The 25,745-nt window shown below is 40.5% G+C and carries 28 protein-coding genes and 1 pseudogene; 9 read left to right on the top strand and 20 right to left on the bottom strand.

Annotation, left to right across the window (positions count from 1 at the left end):
* The 16 genes and pseudogenes from ON09_RS11275 to ON09_RS11195 form a co-directional block, all read right to left on the bottom strand.
* Positions 1 to 320, bottom strand: a pseudogene (locus ON09_RS11275) (hypothetical protein); the annotation flags it as partial.
* 79 nt (positions 321 to 399) lie between these two features.
* Positions 400 to 1,065 carry a hypothetical protein gene (locus ON09_RS11270; protein WP_010601173.1) on the bottom strand — a complete coding sequence of 222 codons (666 nt, stop codon included), beginning with the start codon at positions 1,063 to 1,065 and terminating at the stop codon, positions 400 to 402.
* Between the two features lie 4 nt (positions 1,066 to 1,069).
* Positions 1,070 to 1,723: a hypothetical protein gene (locus tag ON09_RS11265; RefSeq protein ID WP_010601172.1), complete on the bottom strand. Its 654-nt coding sequence runs from the start codon at positions 1,721 to 1,723 to the stop codon at positions 1,070 to 1,072.
* Entirely contained in the window at positions 1,720 to 2,382 is a 663-nt protein-coding gene (locus ON09_RS11260; RefSeq protein ID WP_010601171.1) for a hypothetical protein, read from the bottom strand. Before ON09_RS11260 ends, ON09_RS11265 begins: the two co-directional genes overlap by 4 nt.
* 21 nt (positions 2,383 to 2,403) lie before the next feature.
* A complete protein-coding gene (locus ON09_RS11255; protein ID WP_010601170.1) occupies positions 2,404 to 4,839 on the bottom strand; it encodes a TraG family conjugative transposon ATPase in 2,436 nt (811 codons plus the stop codon).
* Positions 4,840 to 5,122: 283 nt separating this feature from the next.
* Positions 5,123 to 5,434, bottom strand: coding sequence for a DUF4134 domain-containing protein (locus ON09_RS11245; protein ID WP_010601168.1), 312 nt, complete (start codon positions 5,432 to 5,434; stop codon positions 5,123 to 5,125).
* Between the two features lie 30 nt (positions 5,435 to 5,464).
* Positions 5,465 to 5,773 carry a DUF4134 family protein gene (locus ON09_RS11240; protein ID WP_039842250.1) on the bottom strand — a complete coding sequence of 103 codons (309 nt, stop codon included), beginning with the start codon at positions 5,771 to 5,773 and terminating at the stop codon, positions 5,465 to 5,467.
* Between the two features lie 7 nt (positions 5,774 to 5,780).
* Positions 5,781 to 6,107, bottom strand: a complete 327-nt coding sequence (locus ON09_RS11235; RefSeq protein ID WP_010601166.1) for a hypothetical protein — start codon at positions 6,105 to 6,107, stop codon at positions 5,781 to 5,783.
* Complete coding sequence (locus ON09_RS11230; protein WP_010601165.1) at positions 6,094 to 6,474, bottom strand: hypothetical protein; 381 nt, start codon at positions 6,472 to 6,474, stop codon at positions 6,094 to 6,096. The genes ON09_RS11235 and ON09_RS11230 overlap by 14 nt, the downstream gene beginning before the upstream one ends.
* A complete protein-coding gene (locus ON09_RS11225) occupies positions 6,471 to 7,106 on the bottom strand; it encodes a ParA family protein (RefSeq protein WP_010601164.1) in 636 nt (211 codons plus the stop codon). The genes ON09_RS11230 and ON09_RS11225 overlap by 4 nt, the downstream gene beginning before the upstream one ends.
* An 11-nt stretch (positions 7,107 to 7,117) precedes the next feature.
* The gene (locus tag ON09_RS11220; RefSeq protein WP_010601163.1) at positions 7,118 to 8,314 is read right to left on the bottom strand and encodes a relaxase/mobilization nuclease domain-containing protein; all 1,197 of its coding nucleotides are present in this window, start codon (positions 8,312 to 8,314) and stop codon (positions 7,118 to 7,120) included.
* Positions 8,311 to 8,727: a plasmid mobilization protein gene (locus tag ON09_RS11215; protein WP_029204285.1), complete on the bottom strand. Its 417-nt coding sequence runs from the start codon at positions 8,725 to 8,727 to the stop codon at positions 8,311 to 8,313. The genes ON09_RS11220 and ON09_RS11215 overlap by 4 nt, the downstream gene beginning before the upstream one ends.
* A 468-nt stretch (positions 8,728 to 9,195) precedes the next feature.
* Positions 9,196 to 10,161, bottom strand: a complete 966-nt coding sequence (locus ON09_RS11210) for a toprim domain-containing protein (RefSeq protein WP_010601160.1) — start codon at positions 10,159 to 10,161, stop codon at positions 9,196 to 9,198.
* 590 nt (positions 10,162 to 10,751) lie between these two features.
* The gene (locus tag ON09_RS26840; RefSeq protein ID WP_010601159.1) at positions 10,752 to 10,976 is read right to left on the bottom strand and encodes a DUF3276 family protein; all 225 of its coding nucleotides are present in this window, start codon (positions 10,974 to 10,976) and stop codon (positions 10,752 to 10,754) included.
* A 25-nt stretch (positions 10,977 to 11,001) separates the two neighbouring features.
* Positions 11,002 to 11,274 carry a helix-turn-helix transcriptional regulator gene (locus ON09_RS11200; RefSeq protein ID WP_010601158.1) on the bottom strand — a complete coding sequence of 91 codons (273 nt, stop codon included), beginning with the start codon at positions 11,272 to 11,274 and terminating at the stop codon, positions 11,002 to 11,004.
* Positions 11,275 to 11,440: 166 nt separating this feature from the next.
* Positions 11,441 to 12,361 carry a LytTR family DNA-binding domain-containing protein gene (locus tag ON09_RS11195; protein WP_010601157.1) on the bottom strand — a complete coding sequence of 307 codons (921 nt, stop codon included), beginning with the start codon at positions 12,359 to 12,361 and terminating at the stop codon, positions 11,441 to 11,443.
* A 242-nt stretch (positions 12,362 to 12,603) separates the two neighbouring features.
* On the opposite strand from ON09_RS11195, the gene ON09_RS11190 reads away from it, so the two are divergent.
* The 5 genes from ON09_RS11190 (at position 12,604) to ON09_RS11170 (ending at position 16,040) form a co-directional block, all read left to right on the top strand.
* On the top strand, positions 12,604 to 13,008 hold the full coding sequence (locus ON09_RS11190) for a hypothetical protein (RefSeq protein ID WP_010601156.1): 405 nt from the start codon (positions 12,604 to 12,606) through the stop codon (positions 13,006 to 13,008).
* Positions 13,009 to 13,084: 76 nt separating this feature from the next.
* Complete coding sequence (locus tag ON09_RS11185; protein WP_010601155.1) at positions 13,085 to 13,699, top strand: Crp/Fnr family transcriptional regulator; 615 nt, start codon at positions 13,085 to 13,087, stop codon at positions 13,697 to 13,699.
* A gap of 628 nt (positions 13,700 to 14,327) precedes the next feature.
* Positions 14,328 to 14,900 carry a Crp/Fnr family transcriptional regulator gene (locus ON09_RS11180; protein WP_010601154.1) on the top strand — a complete coding sequence of 191 codons (573 nt, stop codon included), beginning with the start codon at positions 14,328 to 14,330 and terminating at the stop codon, positions 14,898 to 14,900.
* Positions 14,901 to 15,039: 139 nt separating this feature from the next.
* Positions 15,040 to 15,531 carry a MauE/DoxX family redox-associated membrane protein gene (locus ON09_RS26835; protein ID WP_010601153.1) on the top strand — a complete coding sequence of 164 codons (492 nt, stop codon included), beginning with the start codon at positions 15,040 to 15,042 and terminating at the stop codon, positions 15,529 to 15,531.
* Between the two features lie 131 nt (positions 15,532 to 15,662).
* Positions 15,663 to 16,040 carry a hypothetical protein gene (locus tag ON09_RS11170; RefSeq protein WP_010601152.1) on the top strand — a complete coding sequence of 126 codons (378 nt, stop codon included), beginning with the start codon at positions 15,663 to 15,665 and terminating at the stop codon, positions 16,038 to 16,040.
* 80 nt (positions 16,041 to 16,120) lie between these two features.
* Here ON09_RS11170 and ON09_RS24250 read toward each other — a convergent pair whose 3' ends face one another.
* The 3 genes from ON09_RS24250 to ON09_RS24820 are packed head-to-tail and all read right to left on the bottom strand — an operon-like array spanning position 16,121 to position 21,264.
* Entirely contained in the window at positions 16,121 to 17,485 is a 1,365-nt protein-coding gene (locus ON09_RS24250; RefSeq protein WP_010601151.1) for a RagB/SusD family nutrient uptake outer membrane protein, read from the bottom strand.
* 18 nt (positions 17,486 to 17,503) lie between these two features.
* On the bottom strand, positions 17,504 to 20,749 hold the full coding sequence (locus ON09_RS11160; protein WP_010601150.1) for a SusC/RagA family TonB-linked outer membrane protein: 3,246 nt from the start codon (positions 20,747 to 20,749) through the stop codon (positions 17,504 to 17,506).
* Positions 20,750 to 20,751: 2 nt separating this feature from the next.
* Positions 20,752 to 21,264: a TlpA family protein disulfide reductase gene (locus ON09_RS24820; RefSeq protein WP_157258930.1), complete on the bottom strand. Its 513-nt coding sequence runs from the start codon at positions 21,262 to 21,264 to the stop codon at positions 20,752 to 20,754.
* A gap of 1,038 nt (positions 21,265 to 22,302) precedes the next feature.
* Here ON09_RS24820 and ON09_RS11145 point away from each other — a divergent pair.
* The 4 genes from ON09_RS11145 to ON09_RS26025 all read left to right on the top strand — a co-directional run bounded on the left by ON09_RS11145 (position 22,303) and on the right by ON09_RS26025 (position 23,487).
* Positions 22,303 to 22,671: a transcriptional regulator gene (locus ON09_RS11145; protein WP_010601147.1), complete on the top strand. Its 369-nt coding sequence runs from the start codon at positions 22,303 to 22,305 to the stop codon at positions 22,669 to 22,671.
* A gap of 146 nt (positions 22,672 to 22,817) precedes the next feature.
* Positions 22,818 to 22,964, top strand: a complete 147-nt coding sequence (locus ON09_RS26650; protein WP_316927794.1) for an MGMT family protein — start codon at positions 22,818 to 22,820, stop codon at positions 22,962 to 22,964.
* A gap of 146 nt (positions 22,965 to 23,110) precedes the next feature.
* A complete protein-coding gene (locus ON09_RS11140; RefSeq protein ID WP_010601146.1) occupies positions 23,111 to 23,323 on the top strand; it encodes a DUF3606 domain-containing protein in 213 nt (70 codons plus the stop codon).
* Positions 23,323 to 23,487, top strand: a complete 165-nt coding sequence (locus ON09_RS26025; protein WP_238533656.1) for a hypothetical protein — start codon at positions 23,323 to 23,325, stop codon at positions 23,485 to 23,487. The genes ON09_RS11140 and ON09_RS26025 overlap by 1 nt, the downstream gene beginning before the upstream one ends.
* Before the next feature lie 2,060 nt (positions 23,488 to 25,547).
* Here the strand turns inward: ON09_RS26025 and ON09_RS26020 are convergent.
* A partial coding sequence (locus ON09_RS26020; RefSeq protein WP_010601143.1) for a hypothetical protein occupies positions 25,548 to 25,745 on the bottom strand: 198 nt, incomplete at its 5' end.

The following is a 25,745-nucleotide window of genomic DNA, read 5'->3' as shown; positions in this document are numbered from 1 at the left end:
CGCAGAGTATCAGCATGGACTTTATAGCTATTGTCTGAATTTTGCATGGCTGCAGCAAAAAGGAGCCGCTGAGTTTGCGGCCCTACAGGACCAAGTGGCCTTAGATCTGTCTTGGGATAATTCGGATGGAGCGCCCAGGTTATCCAGTACTGCGGATTAAGTCCCAAAAATCCAGCTTTTGGCGTAAACTTGTCCGCATCCCACTGCTTGAACACCATTCGTTCCTGCTGATGGGTGATGTGTTTGTCGGTTATCTTTTTCTGACCAATACAGGTCATTGCCAAGAGGCATAGAAATAGCAACAAATGTGATTTTTTCATCGTTAATATATTATTTTTAAATTGATGGCGGAAACATGATATTAAATGCAATTGTGGGCTTAAGCAAGTCATGTTAATTTCATTGTTTCAACAATCTTGACTTATATAAGATGTCATTGCCTAAACGCAGGTCCCGATTGATAAATCCCTGAAAAGGATTCAGTGAACGAAGAACGCCGTTTGCCTTGGCCCAGTACATCGATTTTTTCATGCTGAATACTAAAGCCCTGATTACCCGAAGTTCATGCGCTATTTTTTTAAGCAGCGCGTCACGCTTTTCAAAATCCATTAGCACATTTTCTCCCTCCTTTAATACAAAAGCTGAAACTTCGGAAAACAGGTTGATTCCCCTACCTTTTAGCTGACGGGACACATCTTCGGCGAAGAGTAGCAGATGCGGATCGGATTTGACTATTTCAATCATTTCGCTGCTTTCCATAGCAATCTCTGATGCCAGGGATCCGATCTGCCTGACCGCTATGGCGCTTTTCAGCCCTTGATCAACCTGAGTAAGCGAATAAAGGATTATGGACTGCACGGTCACTACTGCAGATAGATTTATATTGATATCCGAAAGCCTGTTATTGATGGTAGTTAAATAACTGTGATAAGTGTTCTCGGCAGCCACCCTGACCGCGCCATTTTCATTCACTATATTAAAATGTCCGCGGTCAAATACCACCCGCTGCGCTTGTGTTTTCAACTGAAATACAACAATAACAAGACATGCAAAAATTATTTTCATACAATCAGTATTTGAGTTGCCGGGATTTATTTAAGATATCGTTGACTAGTTTTTTATCGGTATTGATGAACCCGGAAAACGGGTTTAGTCCACTGGACATCTTATTCCTTGAAGAATATTGTAGCGATGTAGCTAAACCCCTGGATGCTCCTGCAATACCTTTCAGCTCTGTGAGCACATGGGAAAACAGCAGCTTACGATCACTGGGTTTCATCTGGTTGATATCCTCAAGAGAAAGGCTCAGTGCATATAAAAAATTCAGTAACGCGTAAGCCCGCTCACCCATATCGGCTTCTGAGTGAATGGCCAAAACCAAAAGGGCCGCATCATCCCTGCACATCTTGTAGATTTTTTCCTGACTTTTGGCAATATCATCCAGGAGTGGATAAGCCTCAAATCCAATTTGGGCCGCACTAATTGCGAGACTGACTGTTTTAAATCGGGAGTGGATTTGCCTGTACTTATCCTTTAACCTGGCCATCAGGGCTTTATTGGTTTCCTCGTTCGAAAATGTTACAGCCTGCTTGTCTCTGGCATCGCTCTGTTTTCCATGTTCGGACTTGCTATCCCCTACCAGTTGATGTAAAAGTTCGACATTCAGCTGAGCCCGAGCATGAAAAAAACAGGTCATCAGGATAAAAAAAAGTCCATTTTTCATTGTTTCAAGGATTTGGAATTCCTGATGATATCTTCTGCTATTCGTTTATCTATATTAATATACCCGGCGTATGGATTCAGCGAGTTTAGGATTCCGCGCTGCTTCGCCCAATACATCGTTCTGTACATTCCGTAAGCAACACCGCGAAGAATAGTAAGCTCTACCACAATTTTATTGAGCAGCTTTGCCCGTTCCCCGGAATCCATCAATGCATCCCTTCCCTCCTTTAAAACAAAGGCACTGACCTCTGCAGCCAGATTGATGGATCTGGCCTTGAATTCCCTGGCACCACCTTCGGCAAAAAGAATTAGGACGGGATCCGAAGAGGCAATATTTACAGCCTTATTTACGTCAATGACGATATCTTGGGAGATCTCATAGATATCCTTCACCGAAAGCAGCGAACGCATCACCCCTGAAACTTCTGACAGCCCTCTGTAAATGGTGGACTGCAAATCATTTACAATACCGAGTTGTCCGGTGACGGCAAGCTGTGCCCTTTGAACAAGGGTGAGGTTATCACTGGTTTTAGAAAGCCCGCTGTTCATTACCCCCGCGTGTGCGGCAGTCGCCGCGGCCGTAGTCGGGTCAACATAAATCTGCGCGGAGGCAAATTGGATGGAAAGGCCAAACAAGAAATAGATGATTATCTTCGGCATAAAAAATGGTTTAAATTGTGATTATTCGGCATTTACCTGCCTTACGAAACCAGCAAGGTCACAGCCACTGGATCTGAGGTCTGAAACGAAAGCTTCAAGCCCGGCGGGATAAGATCCGTATCTTGCCACATAAGATTCTACGGCTGTCTTTTCAGGCTTTTCCGTGGTAAAAGTGAGGTACTGGAACAGCGAAACTTCTACACCATAAACTTCTCCAGTATTGCCCCGCTTGATGTAAACTTCCTTAAATTTTCCTCTACCAGACTTATTATCCAGCGCATTGATGGTGAATATTTTTCGCTGTTCTACCTCATCTAAGGAGAGCAATTTCGCCACCTGTTCATAATTACGTCGAAACTTAGACTGGTCAAGTAAACAGATGGTATCTGAACTGGCCAGGATGGAATCCTTGATAACTGCATTTCCTAAGATGTCTCCAAGTTCCTGCGTGACAACAATAGGTTCGCCCCAGAATTTTCTCATGGTTTTATAGAGATATAGAATGTAGTTTGCCATTAGTGGTGAGGCAATTGCCTTCCACGCCTCCTCTAAAATGAGCGATTTTCTTTGACCTGTACGGTGCCTCATTTTTTGCAGAACCAGATCCATTATCACCAGGGTAACGATAGGAAAAAGCACCTTATTTTCTTTAATTGAATCGATTTCGTAGACAATAAAACGTTCAGAGAAATTAGATGCACTCGTATTTTCATTAAGCAGTCTGCCATATTCTCCCCCAATGCAAAACTTGCGGAGTACATACCGGTACTCATCCAAATCGAAGGAGACCTTTTCATCTTCCTTGATCCTGGCAATCTTCTCTAGGGAATAATGATAAAAAGAGTCAAAACTTAAAGATAGCCCGGCATTCTGGTCCCCCGAAAAAAAGTCAGCGTAGTAGGCTGAAATTACATTTGAAAAAACGGTATCCTCAATCTGCGATACACTGCCGTCAGCGCCCTTTAAAAGCAATCCGATAAGGGTTTTCAGGAAATCCTTTTTCTCCCGGTTGTATTCTTTTTCCGAAATCATGAAAGGATTCATGGTAATCGGGTTCTGCTCGGTGTAAGTATAGTACTTCCCCCCGAAATAGTTGCAAAGCCCGGAATAAGAATGCCCGACATCTACAATCACCACATCATAGTTGTAAAGCATATACTGTTCCAGCAGGGAATTCATGAAAAAGGATTTCCCTGTTCCAGAACTACCCAAAACGAACTTGGAGCGGTTGGTAATCCTGCCATTATCCATTGGCAGGTCTGCAGGATCAATTCCAACCGGGATTCCCCTGCGGTCGGTGAACCGGATCAAAAATTTCGAAGGTTCATCCCTCATCAGCCTTTCCTTATAAAACAGGCAGAGTGCAGCATCGGCAGTGGTTAGAAACCAATCATACTTTTTAAGCTCAACTGCATTCCCCGGCAAGGCGCACCTGAAAAGCTCCATCTGATTATAAGCATTTTTTGATGGGATGATCCCCTGCTTAAAAAGATTTGCTTCGATATAGTTGCAGCTGGTCTCAATATTTGCTGTCTGTGAGCAGACAATGATTGAATAATGTACATTTGCTAGAAGCTGGTTTTCCCTTGCCACATCGATGAGAAGTTTATCAATATCCTCCACGCACATCTGGTTTGCAGGATCCGGAATGCCCGAATGTCTTTTGCGTTTGAGCTTGAGTTTATTCAGCGTTATCCCTTGGGGTGGAATTTCCAAAAGCTGATTATAAATTAGGGTCTCAGCATCTGGAACAGAAGAGAGAAAGGAAAGATTGTCCATAGGAAACTCTTCCAGTCCCTTCCCATCATTGGCCAATAAATATGGGCCAATGGCTTCTGGCATATCAATGGAATCGATGTTGACCAGACTCATGCACCTGACCGAATTCACGCCGATGCCAATTCCATTATCAGCGGGCCTAAAATTATTTAACGAAAAATGCTCTGAAGAGAAATTCATCGCCATTACACGTGATACGTAGTGCTCGATGGAAGAGCGGTCCAATAGAGCTGGCGATAATGATGCACCTTTGAGTAGTTCACTGACCTTTGTAATATTGGATATAAAATCCATCAAGGCTTTTTTGTCATAGACGTATAGGGCATTTCGCTTCACCTGACGCGTGATAACCAGATATGTGCTGTGCTCGATATATTCCCTGCCTAAGAAGTGTTCATCGTACTTCTGCTGCAAGGGCTCAGTTTTAGGCTTACTTATAAATTTCTTTTTTGCGAAAACATCCTGCTTTTGAATGATGTATCCCTCTCCTAAAATCTTGATGACGTTCAGCAGCAAATGATGAAAGCCCTGATAAGCGGCCGGGTCGGCAGAAAAGATAAGCACCGGGTTTTCAATAGAAAGAATCACCGAGAAGTCACCGGCCTCGCCATAAAGAATGTTCAGCCCGCTGGTTTCCTCAATCCCGGCATAGGGCAATTTAAACTCCGATTTTCCCATAACCTCTTCTTAAATAAATTTTGTGGATGTGTATTTTTCCGGATCTGGTCTTATCGTGCAACCCGGATTTCTGTTTGGAAAAAGTGTATAATAAGCCTCCGGTAATAACGCCAAGGGTTAGAAGTCCACCGAAGTACATATTTATGAGCGCTCCGCCAAATCCTCCCAGCACCAATCCCAGGCCAAGCGAAGAGATACCATAGGCAATAAACTTGCCCTTGAAGCCGCGATAAACAAGGGGCTTCTGTAGCCCCTTATAAACTGGATACGTCCGCATAAATTCCTACACGCCAAAGAACGCCTTGATGACAACAGATACCAGCACCAAAAACAGGCAGGATCCTCCCCAGCCCATAATCTCTTTATTGATATCCTGGTCACCGGAATTCCATTTAATGTAAACGCGTACGCCTCCGATTATTCCCACCACCGCGCCAATAGCCAGCGTTAATGTAGAAACGGGATCTATATATGCGGTCAGCGAAGAAGTTGCCGCATTGATGCCTGTCGTACCGCCTCCGGTCTGTGAAAATCCGCTTTGAACTACGCTCAATAGCATAGCCAGCACAAAAAGTTTTTTACTTTTTATTGTCATAAAAAAAATTGAAAAATTAAATTATAAATATCAGAGCCCGAAAAGCCCCCGAAGAAAAATGCCCATAACGGACAAAAAGATGCAGGAAAAAAACCAGCCCATTACCTGGGCATCGATGTGATGCTTACCTGTCTGCCAGTTAGCGTAAACCCTAAGCCCACCAAGGATTCCAGAAATTGCGCCAATCACCAATACCAGATCAGAAAGTGAAAAATACCACCGGTGGACCTCGGAAGAGACTGAATAGAATTCGGAGATACCTGGCTGGGCAGCAGAAAAGTCGGCAAGTAAGCTAACAGCGATTATCATACCCTTAATAAACTCTATTAGAATCTTCATCAGAAGGTTAATAGGGTATTGCACGGGTATGCTCAATAAGGTTATTTTTTGCAAGAGAAAAAAGCTGTTTTAGACTAATCGCTCCACTTGCATTAATGGGTGCACTAGGGAAATAAGCTATGGGTTTTTCTTTTTCTCCCTCCTCTATAAGAGGCTCATCTTTCTTAATGGCGGTAATCAGTTCAGGAGTATGGGTTTCAGTAAAAAACATTTCATCCTCAGAGGGATCTCCGACTGAAACGCGCGGAGAAAGAAATAAATCAAAGAATAGATTCAGGCAATAGTAAACCAGGTAAATGATAAAAATTACCGTTAAAAAGTTAATCCAGCTCATGGGCCATTTGTTTTAGGGTTTGGGATATATAGTTATTTAACCAGGGATAAGACTTTAAAAAATGGTGCAGTGCAAATGCAATTACCCTGGTCATATCGATATTTGTTGCGACCTTGAGCTGCTTTAATTGCGCCACAGTGCGCTTATCTAAGCGGATCAGCATTTTTTCCTGTCCATCCATATTGAAATCCTGAAGCATTGAAAGAAATGCTGCTATCCTTTTAGCCTCTGTAGCCGTGACTTCGCGCTCAGGTTTTTCCATTACTTGATGAGCTGGCAAATCGTCAGCATCCTTAGTCACGTCTACTCCTCTCTGTTCTTCAAGTTTATACTTTAATTGCTCGGCTAATGATTTTATCTGACTCATGATGAAGCTCCTTTGCTCATATAAGTATTGAATATAAAATCCAGGGCAGGCATAAAAACCGGAATGAGTACTGCTGGAATATGAACTGTTCCTACACGTTGAAAATCTACCCTATCCGAAATGTTAGGAGATACGTTACCAAAACTGCTCAATACCCTATCTACCTCTTCCTTGGTTTCATATTTCACTGTGGTCTTGATCCGGTTAGGTACATACACAATTGGCGAAACCTTATTAATCTCCTTGCAGACCAGTGAAAAAAGAACTGTGCTGTCTACTGAAAACTCATCATAATTGAATGGGCAGATTATCAGTTCTGCAGAGCTGATTATTGGAATTAATAAATCATCATCCATTTTGCCGGGTAAATCGATAAGTACAAATTCTTCAGCGTTTTGTGTCAGCAGCTCAAATAAAGCCGGATAATACTTGAGGTCGGATGCGATAACCTCGTAAATAGGTTCATTCTCCAAAATCTTTGCCTTTTCAAACTTACCTGAAACTGATGCCTGATAATCCATGTCCAGCACGGTAACTTTCGCCTTTTTTATTGTGGAAAGATAATATGCCAGCAGCAGGCAAAGCGTGCTTTTACCCGCACCCCCTTTTTGGTTGCCCATTAATATAACCATATCAAAAAAATTTAACGTGTATTTATTCCTGTTTTCTTTTGCTTTTTGCGGTTTCTACCATTAATCTGTTCATCATCAATATCGTCCGCAATATCAAACCCGAAATCGAAGTCTCCGGTATAACTATCTTCCACCAATCCGGAATTAAAATCCTCATTAACCAGATGTGGCAAAACTTCCAGCAGCATATTCTCTTCAGGAAAATGTCCAGGTTGGAACGGGATATTAGAGGCTATGGATGACAGCGACTGATGAGGTGCTGTGGAAAGATCCACCGCAAATTTCGCTAGGGCCATAATTTCCCCTCCCTTGAAAACATTTTTTTTAGCATGGTCAATAACGGTGTAACCGTATGGACTTTTGTGATCCTTAAAATGAAAAACAAATTCAAGTCCAAGTCCAAAATCAGCAGAAAGTCTCTCGCTTAATTCAGAGGAGTATCCCAATATTTTTCCATGTGCACCGCCTGAATGTTTTTCCAACACTGGTAAAAGGTTAGCATTGGTTAATGGCCTGTACTTTTCAAAAATCTTTCTCAGCTGAAGCTTCCGATCTTCAGAAAAGCCCATCCCAGCTAAACTGCTATTGATCTTTGCGGTGTCCACGTCTGCAACCAGCTCACCGAATTTTGCTAGCCTATAGGTATTACCTACCAATTTTACTGAATATCCCTTAGTTTCCAGAATCATTAGATACTGTGCTGCTGTCGAAAACCGATATTCCATTGCTTCACTCACTGCTTCAGCTGCCAGTTTTTTTTCATCCTTTTCCATCAGCTGGTTCAGCACGCGGTAAGCACGAATTCTTTCGAAAGCGTCAGAAATTTTATTTCCCTGTTTATCAACTCTTGAGGAAACCATGTGGATGTGATTGTTTTCGGTGTCATTATGAAAAATAAGCATGTAGGGCTGATGGCCATAGCCCATCCCAGATAACCATTTCTCTGCCAACACCACCAGGCTTTGTTTATCCGCAGCTCTTCCCTTTGAAGAAATCATGGCATGAAACTGTGGATACACAACCCTTTTGTTCAACGCTGCGATTGAGGATAGATAGTTGATATAGTCCTGAGGTTTCAACTGAGAAAATCCGGATAACGCTTCAAATCCCGAAACTTTTAAAAGCTCACCTGTATCCTTTTCAACTTTATTGGTATTATATCTGACTGCCCTGAACGTTTTGGATTTTTGGAGGATTTTAACGATCATGGTGACCCGCTCAGCCGGCGCAAAAGCGTTCTGAGCTCTTTTTCTATTTCCCTGAAATGTTGGATATATCCTGAAAAAAGTTCATTGAACCTGACTACAGTTTCTGCATTTAGCATTCCACGCTTATTTAAAAAATTAGCATGCCTGGCAAGTTGATTGATATTATTTCCTGACCGGCCGAGTTCAGCTCCCAGACGATCAAGTAAGCCTATCACCTGATGCGTATTCACTTTGACCTTTAACGAACCAGGCTTGAAAACCATCAACCGCACGTAATCGCTTTCCTTCAGCGAAAGGAATTTCCATTGACTTTTGACTATATTATACTCATCCTCAGTTACCCTTGCTTTGATATGCTTTATTCTTTTACCCTCAAGCTTGAATGGTCTCCCGTTGGTTTTTTCTGCGCTCATAAACATTAATTTGATCCTCCAAAAAGAAAACGAGTTGCGAGTTTTTTTCATCCCGCCGCCAAACCTGGCAAAAAAAGGCGGGCAAGTTGAAGGGTTATTGTGTAACAAAAACACAACTTGCAGGTTAAAAAACGAAAGGGTTGGAACATGTCAGATGCGGATTTTAAGTATTCAGTTGTACGCAAAATAGTTCCTGATTATTTTACGGCTAAAAAAGAAATTGAAGGGCTGCGATTAACTACTGATGTAAGGATTTGGTTCTTATTAACATTTAGCTGGATATATAACAAATTCGATAGTTGTTAATGCAATTCATTCGATATGTAAATAGCCTGATCTTTACCTATCGGGCCATACAGACATGCTGATATTTATCAAGTAAGCTATTCAGCGATATGATTATGGGCATATGTAGAAATATTTCTATGCGTTTATATTTTTATGGGCATACTGCAATAGCTATATATATTATCTTTCCAAACCATTGCCTAAATTTAATGAGACTGGTTTATCCAATGCTATTTTTGAAGACTTTATTGAAAAGACTATTTTTTCATTATAATCTTTAAATGCATCATACTTAAAGGAACAGTCAATACTCCCGGAGACCTCTGTGGTAAATGCTTTCGCTCCAGCGATTCCTGCTTTATCATTATCAAAATAGATTTCACTGCAGGCAAATTGCTTGGCCCGGGCGATAGCAGAAGAAAGAAAGGAAAGTGAATTCAAGACCAGCACAGAAGCTGGATCATTTCTATTTTCAATTTTCCAGCTTAAAAAGTCATAGCAGCCTTCAAAAACGGCCAGCTTATATGCAGATCCCGGGAAATAACTCATTCCCTTATGACCTAAACAACCTTTAAAATATTTATTTCGCACTTCCCAGCCGCCATTTTCATTAGGCCACCCAGAGGCAGAAAAATCCCTTTGTTTATTTTTATTATCCAATACCATGTAGTCGATCTGGTACAAAAAGCCGGCAGCCACTTTATCTACCCCGCGAGATAATAAATAAGACTTAAGACCATTGTGGGCGATCAATTCAGAAACTAAATTGATCTCATAACTGGCTTCTCTGGAAGTGTGGTTCCGCAACGGAACCTGACCCTTGAAATCTCTGGAATTGTCTATCGCGACATTCGCATGTTCAACAATTTTATGGAGTACTTCGTGAAAGGTAGCGGGATACCAGTAAGCGAGTCCAAAGTCAATGACACTGCCGCTCTTAATACCTGATACACCGGCGCCCCCATGGTCAAACCATACCCCAAGCTTTTCATTTACACACAGGGATGCGGTATATTCTTCTCTAAGCATACTCAGGAAAAAATGCTCATTACCGGAAACCTTCTGTGGCATAAACCCTAGATTGCCAAGTAGAGTTAATAAGGAAACCTTTTCCTTAATTTCATTTACATTTAGAAAATCTGACATATTTTTTAGGATTAATAGTTTGGAAAAGAAAAAAGGGCCTGCGCCCTTTTCAAATTAGCGCCCCAAAACATTGGACACTTACATCTATAATATTTCGGAACTACTCACGTCAGTTTCTACAAACCGGGATTTCCCCTGCCCCTGTGCGTTCGTATATTGATATCATCTCAACTTCACAGGATTTTCCACTTTCCATGGAATAATGCTTCGTTCCAGTACGTCAAAGAGCAGCAACTTAAGTATATCCGACTATTAGCAAAATTGCGCTGCGAATCATGGATTAGTATAATCCAGTTCGCTGCATTTATAACCACTTAGCGAATACTGTTGCATTTTTTGATGTTCAAACTTAAGCCGGGGAATAGCTGAAAGGAACTTTTGAGCTGGAATGAACCATAATGGACTGATTTAATCCGTTATGGACTATCCCAAAGGCCCATTTTTCGACTCTGAAGGCCATATGGAGATGTAAACGGGCTATTAGGCAAAGGACTAAAATAGCCCAGAAAAGCTCAACATTTACCAATGCAAGGCAGGTGGTAAATGATGAGCGGGCTGATCAATAATCCTTCAGTTAGAAGATGTGATCTTTAAGAAAACATGGTGTGGTGAAACACCGAAGACAATGATGTAATAAAGCATTCAAAATCTTCTTCGAAGATTATGATAGAACTCCTGTTATAGCTGCCATCTACAGATTGATCGCTTCTGGTGATTTTTAGATATAAATTTCCTTTAGCGGTACGTTTCATATCAATAAAAAAATGGCGTTCCCGGTTGGAAAAAGACTCAGAATAAATGTTTTTCGATTCCATAAAAATAAATTAATTATGAATGGGCTCAGATTCTGCCTCGTCTTTTACTCTCTTCAAACTCTGTTAAAAGTTCGTTCCTGAAATACCGGTCCCCACCAGGCATTTTAATTGGCCTGAGTGTGCCGTCCTTGACTTTTCTTTTATATGTGCTCTCGCTGATGCCAAGAAAATCCTTAACCTGCTGACGGGTCATGAGGTTTTCTACTGCATTATTGGAGGATGGAAAGGATAAATGTAGGTTACGAATAATGAGATAGATCTTATAAAGAAGTTCTATTAAGGTATCGATCTTTTTCATGAACTAAAATCCAGAGGTGAACGAATCTCATCGAATACAGTAAAAGTGGTTGGCAGACTTAGCCGGCATTCACAGAATACCGCATACAATGATTTAACTTAACCCGGAAGGCATGATCGATAACGCTAAAATAAAAATTTCATTTACATTTCCCAAATAATTTGAGCTACTGTGAAACAATGGTGTTTTTACCGTTTCCACCAGAGCGAAACAGTGAAAACTTATATTTGAAATCCATATAGCGGTCCCGGCTAATGATTCTCGTCGCATGAGGATTGATTCCGCTATACAGACTGAGTAAACCTTCTTTGCGCTCCCTGCGGTGATGTTCTATGACATCAAAAGCATATATAACCCCACGGTTGGTACGGAAAAAACGCTGCGGATCCAGAATCTGTTCCAGGTCATTCATTTTATAATCCATATTAAAGATGCTGTTATCTTTGAGGTAAATATATCCGGTAAGCGATTCGCATTTGAGGCAGGCAATCTTATCAAATTGGATAATTTCGATTTTATTCCCCAGTCTTCCTCTCAGCGCTTCAACTTTATTCACCTTATTAATGAGCTCCTCTTCCTCTCCTGCTGCATATTCATCTCCTGAGGGATTTTTAGTTGAAAGAAAACGGCTCAAACTTAAAGTTCCGGGCGATGTAGCTTCAAGCCAGTACAAAAAGTTCATGACCATTAACAACCACTTTACCTTAGGAAATTCTATCAGCATGTATCCGCTATCTTCAAAATCATAATTAAAAAGGTAAAAAAACCCTTTGACTAACCATATATCGATATATAATAGCATGATGACGCCAAGAACGATTTGCAGGAGCAACCTTCTTACTGGAGCGTATTTCCATGCAAGTCTTTTATCGAGCAAGAGGGTAATATGATGCAGGGATTCCAAAAGAAACATGGCAATAGTGAAACTGAAGACCAGGGTGACATAGAAGTTTTTCTGTTGAATGACCTGAATGATTGGCTTAACCTGTCCATCAAGAATGATGTAATTGGCAACCATTAATGCCATTAGCATTCTAAAGTATACTGAAAAATAAGGATTTCTTGGAATTCGTTCGTCTGCATTCATTTTCGAGGATCGTCATAGATAAGTACACAAAATAGGAATAAATAAAAAAAAAGGCTAATTAGTAGCTAAAAGAACGTGTAAAGAAATCATTGCAGGTCCGCTCAAATAGAAAGATGGTCTGGTAAGGAGTTAAGAAGGTCTGTTTGAAATTCCGAACCGACTATACCGTTTTATTTGACATTTGGGGCTCCTAAATTTGGGCTACCAGCCTTACAAAAGGCAACTCATTTAACCTAAACATCATGGAAAAATTACCATTCAGTCCTCAAGGGGTACAGGATCTGCTATCTCAGATTTATGCCCTCCCACAAGCGCAATTGCGGCAGGAAGCTGCAGCCGCATCTGCAAATTTTCGTTTATGGCTCAGCGAAAATTTCGAGTTAACCACCACTCAGCTTGCTTACCTGGAAAGCATTGACAACGCTTTTATCGCAATTGCAGCAGCAGAAGTAAATTTCTTTATCACAGGCAGGCTTCCAATTATTTTGATAAAGGAAGAGCAGCCCTTAGTTACTGGAAAAGATGAACCCGGTGACCGCGGAAAACTGATAGACCTTGACAAAGTTCAAAAAGGAAGGTTTAGTAGCGAAGATGGGTATTCACTTGCCTATTCTCTGATCTTCAAGATCAGTTATCAAAGCAACTAACAGAGAAATCCTGCCGGAAAGGTCATGGTCGATTATCCCGGAACCGGCAGGATTTACTTATCATAACGCGCTAACAATGGCTGATTTAGAATTATTACTGGCTTATTTTAAAAACTTTTATCCCCTGTCAGAAGGGCTATGCAGATACCTCTCGGGGTGCATCAAAGAAATTACCTACGAAAAAAACCATGTCTTGCAGACGGGTGTTGAAGCTACAAACCAAATGTGGTTTATTGCCAAGGGTGCAGTTAAGGTAAGTCGATTAAACTCGGATGACAATTTTGGCCAAGTAACGGTATGGTTTTTCAAAACCAACGAGGTAATTGTCTCATTGCATGATTCTTATATCACTGATTCCTGGGAGTATTCCCTTACAACCACATCAAGGTGCCGAATGATCAGCATTTCTCCATTTGATCTGCAGCAACTCAGCCTGTTATTTCCTGAATTTGATCGGATCAGGAAACAAATCCTGGAATCGATAATTATATCGGTCGCTAAACATCTGGAACTTGTTCAGCACTGTAATGCTTTCCAGCGTTATGAACAGGTAAGCAAAAACGACCCATCTTTGTTTGGCCAGGCAAGTCTGAAGGACATTGCCTCCTACCTGGGTATGTCAATGAGTACGCTCAAAAAATTGCGTTATCCAGGTAAGAACACAGGGAAGAAAAACCTTAAGGATAAATGATAACGATTTGGAGTGGATCAAATAAATACCGGGACACCTCTATGCCATTACTGACTTGGATATTGCAATGATTTCTGAGTAGTTGTAACTATGGCATTTTGATAGGAAAGTGGAGCTCGGGTAGTATTGAAAAAAATACCGCTTTAATTTCACAGAAATCTCCTGATAATCCCGGTCCCACCTGAATTCGACCTTTACAGACTTGAAGGAGCTGAAAAATTAATTCAGCCTCAAAATTATCTACTGCGACTATATCTATAGGTGTATAGACTTATAACCGTTAATATGAGAACACTACCTTTCCATTCCGAATAGTTCGTAATAGGGTAAAGCGCAGTGTGCACTTTATGATCAATGCTAAAAATATTAAAGAACCTTAAATATTTCAAAATAGGTATTTTTCTGACCAGTACTGCCAAACAAACTTAAGTTAAATTAGCATAGGCATTTCAAAGTAAAAAGCGATAATGTTATTCAGCTCGAGGAGTAAATTGGAAAATTTGATTTCGATTAAATCTGGCGGCCTGTTTAAAATCCAGGACTTTGTTTTTGAATCCGTTTATTGCATCACTTCCGAGCGAGCGGTGTCGCCAGGTAAAAAAAGAAATAAGCATTCAACATATATCTCATGAAGGAAAATCTGATTGAAACGTTAAAGAATATGCGTATGGCAGAACCACATCACCTGGAGGAGCTAATACATGCATTTATACCTAAAAGCTTTGAAAAAGGATTGCTTTTGAGCACCCCTGAATATTCTTTCCCTGTTTTGTATTATATTGAAAAAGGCCTTGCAAGAGGCTATTTTGATTCCGGGGACAATCAACATACGGCATGGATACTCGAAGAGGGTTTCATTTTACCATCAGCAGGCTATTTCCATGACGCGGATTCAATTGAGTATATCAGCTTTTTAGAGCACAGCACAGGTTATGCATTGAACCTGAATAAAGCTGATGAATTAGGCCGCGAGAATCCTGTGGTCTACCGGATCTTACTTGAGATTTATGAGCAAGGCCTTCACCAGTCAAAAGAGCGGGAACTGATGCTTAGAATAACCCATGCAGCGGATAGGTATCTCTATTTCATGCAAAGCCATCCAAAGCTCGTGCACCTACCCATACATAATATACTTGCATCTTTGCTGAATATTCAGGCTAAATATCTATACAAGATAAAACAATACTACCGCCGCAAGTAAAAACCAAAATTAAATCCGGCTATACCGAGTCATGAAATTCATATTCAGCACGTCATAAAAAGCGATTAAAAATTACCAAATGCAGGTATAGACTTACTTTGGATGAGTCCCGAACTTTAATCTGCAATCAGATAAAGCTATGGAAACTCCATCCGACATTTCGATAAAAACTTTCAAAAGGTGCCGAATTAAAAGCAGTCCTCCTTGCAGATTTGCCAATAACATTGGTTTGTTCCTACTGATATCATTATGGTTTTATACCGTCATTGCAAAGTTTGCTGATCTGAGGCTTTTTCAAAATCAGATGCAGCAGATGCCTTTTAATCACTCAATAAAACTGATGATCACCTACACCGTACCCGCATTGGAAACGATTACCATGCTGCTATTGATCCTTGGCAAAAGATTTTCAGGCTTAGTGTTGTCCCTATTGCTGCTACTAAGTTTCACCATCTACATTATTCTTGTATTATCGCATTTTTTCCCAAAAACCCCATGCAGCTGTGGCGGGCTAATTTCTACCATGAGCTGGAAAATGCATTTCTGGTTTAACCTGATGTTTATTGTAATAAATGTTTACTGTCTCATTTACATTCAAAGGAAAGGAGGTAGCCAGGCACAGCAGAGATAAATCAAGTTCACGGATGATAAACCCGGAAGAATTTTGGCCGCTGCTGTTTATCCAGTTTGCAGCGCGCAACCTATAATTTTAAACTAAACTTTTTCATCTGCTTTTTCAACCGTAACAAAGCAGAAAATTATATGTTAAGAAAACATATTTTAAGCCTTGCAGCCCTTGTATTCGGGTTCGGCTTATTCATTACACAAAGCGCTTTTACTCCCTCAAACGCCATGAATGAAAAGCGGGCAAAGCTCACCTTCCATTATGATGGCCCTCAACCAATGACCAGGGCAGATGTGGAAACAGAAAGCAACTGGGTGTACGGTGAGGAAAGCTGTCCGGAAGGAAACTATGCCGCCTGTGCAATTCAGATCGAAAGCACTTTTGTGGATAATCCAAGCAGCGCTAATCCTACGCTTAAAACCAGTGCCAACATTACTGCGGGTCCGAATCCAAGTGATGTCTACGTATCTGGTTCGGCAGATAACACCAATGTTATCCTGAACAGAGCTGAATAGGTCCAGACATGGGGAAAGCAAAACCGCTTTCCCCTGTTTTGATAAGTTTGAAATAATCAATACCACCCCCACATTGCTTATTAATTCTGTGGAATTCCGGATTGTTCTATAATGTCATTTGGAATTGGCAGCGCGTAATATGCAGCATTTGGTTGCAGGGTGATCAGCTGCCCGTTTATCTTTCGATAGATTGTAATATTTGCACCTTCCCTATTATAACGTTTAAGGTCCATCCATCTTAAGCCACGCATAAGCAATTCTTTCCTCCGCTCTGTCCTTACTTTTTCCAATGCTTCAGCTTTCGTAGAAGCCGTTATTGGCGAAAAAGGTACTGACTTATTCCACCTTTTTTTAAGCAATTCGTTCAAATCATTCATTGCCATATCCACTTCCCCGACATAGGCGTTTGACTCTGCGCGTATAAGGTAGAGCTCGTCAGTAGCAAGGCCGGAAAAGAATATTCCAGAGCTTCCGGTGTAACTGCCTTTGAACTGCGCGTATCCAGATATAAAATTAAAAAACACATTTCTTCTCAGGTCAGCAGGAAGGTAGGAAGCCATCAGGTTTGTATCAATGCGGGCACGGGTAATCCCATGCGCAATTGTGGACAAACCCTGTTCTGCATAAAAAATGGTTTCCGAATTGAGTTTGCGAACCGAGACGGAGGTGCTGGCAGGTACTATCGACGGATCAGCATTGTAGTCCATCAAAGTCTGGTTGAATTTTAAAGCCTCATTCGCAGCTATCCTAGCCAGCTCATATTTGCCCATGTATAAATATGCACGGGCAAGCAGCGCATGTACGGCACCCTTTGAAGGCCTCATTTTGTGCAGCGGATAATCAGGGAGTAAAGGGATGCTGGCCTCCAGGTCTGAGATTAGCTGAACAAAGGTTTCCCGAACAGTACTCCTGGTTGAGGGAATGTTGAAATCCGATGCCGTCCGAAGAACTATACCCATATCCCTTTCTGCGGTAGATTCATTATAAACTTTGCCGTACTGTATAACCAGGTTTAAAAAATGGAAGGAGCGGTAAAATAAAGCAGAACCTTTAACATTATCCCAGCTTTGTGCATTCGAGGAATTCCGCTCAACTTTTTGCAAAAGCTCCAGGGATAGGTTGGCATTAAATATGGCCTGGTATGCCAGATTCCAGTCATTACCCCATCGGATGTCCTCGGGAGCCCATCGGTAAAGGGATTGGGTGAACAGTGACAATGTGCCATAGCTTGCAGGCAATATAAAATAATCATCTGCCGAGGATTCCCCCAGTGCAGGCGTCGTCCTTAGATTTATTTTTTCCCCGTCATCCAAAATGCCTTGAATATCCTTAAGGTTATGAGGGGTGACAAGTTTTGAATTTGATTTGAGCTCCAGGTATTTTTTGCAGCCACAGCAAGCAAAAATGCACAACACAAGCAATAGTTTACTAAAGTAATTTTTCATAGCGATTGGTTTTTGGGTTTAAAAGCCTCCACGAAGTCCGAACAACAAATACTTCGGTGGGGTAAGAGAACTAACATAATCGGGATCGATTCTTTCCCTGCTGGCCTTCCAGATGATCCCTAAGTTCTGTAGACCTGCATAACACTCTATATTTTTCAGCCCCAGACTGCGCAACTTTCCACTGAATTTATAATTGAGGTTCAGGTAATCAAGTCTGATGTTATCTGCTTTGATGATATTAATCTCCGAATTGGTATAAATTCCATCCCTGGCAGCATTTACCGGATAGGTAAATGAGGGCACGTTGGTGGATTGTTCATCACCGGGCTTCTGCCACCTCGCCTGGTAATCACCATTCCCCCTCCCATTTAGTACCAGCGATGCATAGGATATACCCTCCCTGCGGGCATAGTATCCTGCCTTGTAAGAAAAATTTACCGAAAGGCTAAATTGCTTAAGCCTGAAGGTGTTGATAAATGAGCCGTAATAAAGGGGTACTGCAGAACCAATGAAGGTGAGGTTCGTCCCTGTGGTGTTTGCTTCCCGCACTATGGCGTTATAATCTATACTTGGCTGTCCGTTCAGATACCCCATTGGATTTCCCGAGTTGTCCAGACCTGCCCACCTGTAGGCTGCCACTGCATACAGCGGCAGACCAACCACCGGGGTGATGGTATTGCTGCCACCTATTAAGGTAAACAGTCCCGAGTTACCTGGACTATAATATTTTACGGTTTTAGACTGATTATAATTAAAAAACAGGTCTGTTGTCCAGGTGAAGCTTCCTGCAATGAGATTGATGCTATGCAAATCCGCTTCAAACCCTGAACCCTTCATATCGGCGACATTTCTGATGAGCGTGCTGGATCCTCCCCATGCGGTATAATCATATAATGCTGGTCCATATAAATCAGAACCCCGTTTACTAAAATAGGATACTGTGCCCGTCAGCCTATCATTTTTAAAACTGAAGTCTGCGCCTATGCTGAGCTGCGAGAGCTGCTCCCAGCGAAGACTGGGATTATTGATGGAGGCAATTCTGGTATAAGGTAATAAGGAGGTATTGTTTACGCTATATGCGCCAATAGCAGATGCCGTCCGGGTAACGTCAACATTTCCACTATATCCAAAGCTGGCCTTAAGCTTCAGTCTGGGCATCCAGTCTACCTTATAAAAGTCTTCGCCCGATACCAGCCAACCCAGTCCTGCAGACCAGAGCGGTTTCCATTTATCATTTGTACTGGCACCGAATATGTTTGAGCCATCTGAGCGGACACTGGCTGATAGCGAATACTTATCCCAATAGGTATAGGATGCATTGGCATATCTGCTGATAAAACGGTATTGGGTATTATCCAGTGCGTTGCCGGATAATATTTTAGTTAAATTTGAGGTAATTGGATGCTCATAATAATTTACAAAGTCAACATCCGTATAACTAAGGGGGTCAGCGTAATATCCATAACGTATAGTGGCGTTACTTTGGGCATGATTATCTCTCATTTCCAGTCCGGCGATGGCATTAATTTTATGCCTACCGAAACGCTTATCGAGGTCCAGCTGTCCACGCAGTGTATAGCTACTAGACCAAATCTGATTTAAAAAGTTTGTCCCCCCCTGAGGGATATTGTAAGTTACAATACCTGTAGTACGGTTTAAGCGGCTGAACGAATTCACCGCATTGCGGGCTGCGTAACTGAATTCATCGCTGGTAGAATTGATTTTATCATTCTGCCGCTGATATTGATAAGCAACGGTTGCATTCAGAAAACTTAGTATTTTATAGGAAAGTGCGCCACTAAAGAATATTTCCTCCCTGCTGGTTTTAGAAATACTATGCTGATAATCTGTTGCCGGATAATATTTCCAGTCCAGGAATTTTCCTGTCCCGGCGGTATCGGTATAAACTGACCTGTAAGTCAAATCCAGGGAAGCAGGGGAGCCATCGGCATTTCGGAAAGATAAATAAGGTACATCTCTTCCCCCGGTGTTAAGGGATCCATAGCTTGGGCGTCCTGATGCTGAATTAAGCGTCGTAAAATAAACTTTTGTATTTAAACTCAGCCTGTCATTAAGGCGGATAGTATTTGAGAAATTGATATTGATTTTATCTGAAGCGACATAAGTTTCGCTGCGGGTATTGTCAAAACTTGCTGAAAGCAGGTAGGATGCGTTTTGTGATCCGCCGGTGATTCCAAAGCTGTATTGAGCGGTAATGGCGTTTCTGTAAAACTCATCCAGGTAAGACTTACGGCTATCGGTTTGCTTAAGTGCTGAAATGGCAGCGTCAGCTTGCGAGGCAGTAATGGTTCCTGAGCGGCGTTTCAGGAATAACTCCACAGCAGGAGAAAGCGCAAGATAAGGGGTGCTTGAAATCCTGGAATCATAGTATCCCCTGTCAAATAAAGACTTTTCAAAGTCAATGTAATCTGATGAAGACATGTTGGGCTGGAGATATAAATCCGGCAGTGACCTGACCAGGAACGACCCTGCGAAATTAACTTCAAGCTTTTGATTAAATTTTCCTTTTTTACTGGTGAGCACGATTACGCCGTTACCTGCCCTCGCCCCCCATATGGAAGCAGCTGAGGCATCTTTTAAAATGGAGACCTGTTCGATGTCATTGGGGTTGATGTTATTGATGTCCCCTTCATAGATGAACCCATCCAAAACTATCAGTGGATCCAGCGGACCGTTAAAAGTTCCAAGGCCGCGAACACTCAGGCCAGTTTTATTCATCACGTTTCCAATGCTCTTACCTACATTATTTACAATGCCTGAAGACTGGCCTAACAGGCGCTCTAAAATATTGGAGCCTCCCCTCGCATTAAGCTGAGCGGAAGAAATCACAGAAACGCTACCATTGATTTCATTGGCCTTCTGTAACTGATAGCCCGTATTTATCTCTACATCCGCCAGCTCGAAAGCAGCGGCGTTCATGCTGATATTAAACGACTCTTTTCCAGTCAGAATGGCAAAGACCTGCCTTTTATATCCCAAAGCAGAAATGGTAAGGGTATCGGGTAAACGCTTGATTGCAATGGAAAATCTGCCATTGGCACCAGGGCGGGTACTTCCATTGTACTTGGTAGAGATATTAACAACAATAGTTGAATCAGCCATTTCAATACTGCCTTTTACTATTGATTGGCCACCCTGCTGTGCTGAAACACTCAGGACCGATAAGAGCATCAAAAGTAAACCTGTTGTTATCAGCAGGATATTCCATCTTTTGGTATAAATACCAGCGTTTGTTGATCTCATGGCTATTGGGTCTTAGGCGTTAATGATAAAGACTTACCGGAGATGAATCTCGAAATATTTTCTTTGCTAAACTGGGTGTGGTCGGTCAGGGCTTTGACCTTGCCGTCAGCACCGATCCACACGTAGTGGGGAACTACGCGGAAATAAAAATATTTCCGGTATAAGTCACTCCTTAGTGTTAGCGGACTAAAGAAGTTTTGATGATCCGTTAAAAACTGTCTGATAAATTTCTGCTCTTTATCATAGCCAGTCCTACTTATACTGGCATTCATCATGATGACTTTTAAATCTCTATTATTTTCGCGGTGAATGCTATCAAGTATAGGCATGTTTTTGAGACAAGGCGCACACCAGGAGGTCCAAAAATCGAGGATGATGGCTTTATCCTTAAAGTCTGCTAGCGATATTGTGTTTTCACCAATAACTGATACAGCCGTTAGCTGCTCTCTCCAGATTAGTGAAGGAACCTTATCCCCAACTGATAGTGACACCGGGTATTTGTCCTGTGCGAACACCTTACCGCAGCAAAGGCAAACTATAAGTGTTGTCAAGGCACATAAGGAAAGTGTTATAAATAAGCTTTGGATGAGCGGCCATAGTAAAAGCTTTAAGATGGTAATGTTTGATTTTTTCATGAATTCAGTTAGTTGGTTTGGTAAAAAGAAAAAAGACAGGGCAGGCCATTATTAAAGAACCTATTCTCATTTAACCATTTTAGGTTACCTGCCCTGATTGGAATTAATCAAACGGGATTCTTGGGCTTTAAAGCGTAAATCCTATCGAATGGATAGCGGTCATTTAAGCTCATGGTTTCTACTGGTTTATATTTGGTGTTAAAAAAAAACAGGCAAAAACCAGCCCCTTCCACATAAAAAATCATATGGACACGGCAAACCGTATTTGTTTTTAGGAAAAGTTTAGCTACCTTGGAAGTGCGAATAACCAATGTACTGTACCTTATTGCCTAAAAGCAATAAAGGGCTGGTACCAAGCTAATTTAACCCGCGGGGACTTTGTGTGCTCTCTAATCACACTGGCCCCTGCTCATTTTGGGCAATTTTTTAACTTGGAAATTCCGGCACGCACTACGATGGCGAACAGATAACGTTCTTTATAAGAAGTTTAAAGGAATAGCCATAACATACCTCCTGAAGGTGTCGGTAACTGGCGGTGATTAATTTTTTCGTTCTCATAAACTTAAATATTTATGTTAACGATGTAACTCAGCAAAGCAGGTAAACAACCAAAATAGCAGTAAACCAATAGGGCGAGCCTCAAAGCTTTGACAGAGGTACCGCTAAGAACCATGCTTAACCGAAGTTAAGTTCCCCAAAACTGAATGAGACCCGCCCTATTGGATAATATCACAAAGATACAAAATCCAATAGAAAGCGAGCTCACGATCATCTCATAGGGAAAATTAGCGGTTTTCTGTTATGAGTGACACCGTAATTTGGCATGCTTATGATCATGCTACTATTATCGCTATCAAACTAATTATTAATCAAATATAAGTAAAACTGGAGTTATAATCAAATTTTTTATAAATTATATTGAAGAAGTTAAATAATATAAAAGGTCAATTAAAAACGACAAAATTACGAGTTGCAACACTTGCCCTTGTATTGGATATTGATGACACAACATTAAGTAAGTGGAATTCTAATATTGTACAACCTAGTTTGAATAGAATTGATGAAATAGGCCAAATTTTGGAAGTCGACAATAAAGATTTATTAACTTCCCAAAACAGAGATATTAAAGGGATTGCTGATGCATTGCAGTTTGAATATAATAGATTGATAGATGTAGGTCTAACAAAAAAAATAACAATTACTGACAACGAAGGAAATAACAAACAAGTTAATAACCCTATAATGGTTAAAGCTTTAAAGGAATTTGTCGAAAAATTCGGAAAATAGATAGAGATAATTTGCTGATTAAATAGAGAGACACATCTTAAAGATATTTATTAGATAATATCGAGGCAGAAAGATTGTTTGAACTTTATATAATCTACTCAATAAGCTAAAATCGAAAATTTCCAAGGTAATCTAAACGTCAATTTATTAAAAACGGTTCAGGACGGGTTACAACTTACGGGGCAATTGCTAAATGCTTAGGCACTGCCGGCTCATCACGGCTCGTCGGCATCGCAATGAACCATTCCCATCTGACCCATCGCGACATTCCGGCTCATCGGGTGGTTAACTGAAATGGCCAATTAACAGGAAGGCATCATTTTACTGGAGAATACAGCATGGAAGAACTTTTGGCTAACGAAGGAATTAAGACCAGGAATTCAAGTATCGTGGATTTTAGTAGATTGTTCTGGGACCCCAGAGAATGGATATAAAACAAATGAGTATTCCCTCATGTTTTTTAGGTATGGATGATAAAAGAAAACAGGATGGTCGTGACGATGCTAAAGTAGATTTGAACGATCCAAACGAAGTGAGTTATGCAGCACAACAGGCAGGCGTATCGGTTAGCGAATACAGGCAGTATGCAAAAGACTGTGGATCATCTTCCCGAAAAGCTATTGCAGATTACATCGCACAACATAAGAATTAATGCCTCGCCGAAAACGCATAGATATAGTACTCGATGGATTACCAAAATTACTCGGAGGGGAAGTGTATGCAGAATCGCCTGGGTTCGTTTGCGTACAGCCTGATGATGTGCACCAATGCGTAGTTGGACGGGGCAGCTCGGTTGCTCAGGCGGTAGAAAACTAGGATGCTAAACTTCAGGCACGTTTAAGAAATGCCGGTGAGGATGATCCGTGGTGATATTTGTAAAAGGTTTGCTTAACAAACAATCCTATGTCAGGGAAGAACAGCTAAAAAGCTTTGCCGGGAAATCAAGGGAAGAAAACATTGCCGAATTCGAAACACAGTTTTACGCCAGCAGGAAGCGAAGGAATTAAAAATGAAAATATCTATAAACAATCTGAAAAGATATTGGTTCTAATACTATCATTTACCTTTTGATATACATACTTAGTTTGGTTAGAAAGCCTTCAAGAATTTGAAGGCTTTTTTAGTTTCAACCTATCCGCTTCTTTGATATAAGACTCTTGTCTTTTTGTAACCTGGATTTTCTTGTCCTCTCTTAGCCGAAAGATGAATTGGACAATGTTCCTGAATTTAGAAATATCCACCTTTGAAACGATACCATTATTTCCATGCGCGTATAATACATAGTCACCAACCTCTATAAGATAGAGTTGTTTTAATTTTGAGTTCTGTTCGATTTTCATAAAACTTTTCGGAAAAGGTAAGTCTGATCTTCTGAAATTTGTCTCTAGTATAAAGGGATCGACAATTAAAAATATAGAATACATAGGTATATTGTTCAACATCATAAAGACGTTACAATCCGCATAATCGAGCCAATACCGGAAACCACCACTCTTATTTTAAATTCCATATCTAAAACCGTGGGAAACAAGTGACGCGGTATTTTTGCTTTTGGTTTTAATCAGCATTTTTTTCGAATCGTTAATACTTTATTTTGATTGAGGTTCACTCTGATAGCGATTTCTTCATTTGTAAAACCTTCAGCTAATAATCCCAGGATCTCAAGATCCAAATCATCCAGGCCTAAAATAGAATGTTTGGAGGCACTGTTTATAAACATCCACAAATATAAAGATCATTCAATAAACTGTTTTATTTGAATGCCTAAACAAACATTTTAGGCTAAAAATGTTACTTTCGTCAATATAATTTATAGAGCTGGATTGATCTTAAACATGGGATTATGCTTATGCGTCTAAATTACCAAAGCGCCGTTGAAAAGTGCAGCAAAGTCTCCAGAATTTTCTTTCATTTTAGGCGATATATACCGCAGTAGATATTTTACTAAGTAATAGAGATACCACTTCCAGATCTGAAGGTTTAATAATGGCCAATCAATTGGTTAGGGTATTCAGTGCGCATTTTTGCTGTTAGAAGTCAGCATGTTAATAGAAGATCTATAATAAATCTTGGGATAATCCTCACGATAACGAGAAGAGTTAGTTAGTGAATATTATCATAATAATTAAAGTAGAGTAAAATAAAAAAAAACTTCCAAAGAAAACCTTAATTGATAAATGATATGATCTGTTGCTTATACTAAATGAATGATCAGACTTATCTCCTTCTCTCGGAAATTTGAACATGCGCATATGTATCAAATACACTACATAGAAAAATAAGAATGATGCGATGAATGATATTGACTTATGCATTGACAGTCTAATCCGAATATCCGTAAAGATGTATATAAGGGATAAACAAGTTCCAATTATAAAAACATAACAAAGCGCGCAAGCGCTTGAGGCGATAAAAGGTAGTATCCGACTATAACCATCCTTTTTTAAAAAGTAGTTATAAAAAGATTTATAGAACAATACAAAATGTGAATTCTCCATTCTTGTGAGTACCTCTTGGCTAATTTAATAAATATTTGCTTTAGCTCGTTTGTGCAAACTGAATTCCTTTCTGGAAACGCCATTTAAGTTGTTGAGTTAAATCGAATATATGATCCAGCAATAGTTTCATCAACTAGTAAGAAGTCTGATTGTTTTTTGTTATTTTTCATAAGAGTATTTTAGATGTGTTTTGCTCGTAAGCAATGTGTTCAAAAAAACAATGTAAGTAAAGAATTTATGTTTTTCTTTTTTAAGAATGGAGGTACAGCAAAATCTAATATATGCAATCTATCCTTATATGTTTTTTTTGCTTTAGTTTGTGTAACATAAATTGCAGATCAGTGAACAATAAAAAGTAATTTAAGGTATTTTCGTTTTTCATATCATTTCATTTAACCTCAATTTTATTTTTGACAAGGCCATTGGGATCAAAATTCTATTTAAAAGATTTTTTTTGTAGTGGTTCGTTGGAAATCGAGGGAATAACGGCATATGATTCTTCAGCGGATAATGAGGGATGGCTGTAAGAAGTGTTTGAACAATCATGGTAATATCCACATCTATGAGAACTTCGTT

It is taken from the genome of Pedobacter agri PB92, from assembly GCF_000258495.1.
In the GTDB taxonomy this organism is placed as follows: Bacteria; Bacteroidota; Bacteroidia; order Sphingobacteriales; family Sphingobacteriaceae; genus Pedobacter; species Pedobacter agri.
The sequence above is the reverse complement of the archived record's forward strand: the minus strand, read 5'-3'. Positions and strand labels throughout refer to the sequence as shown.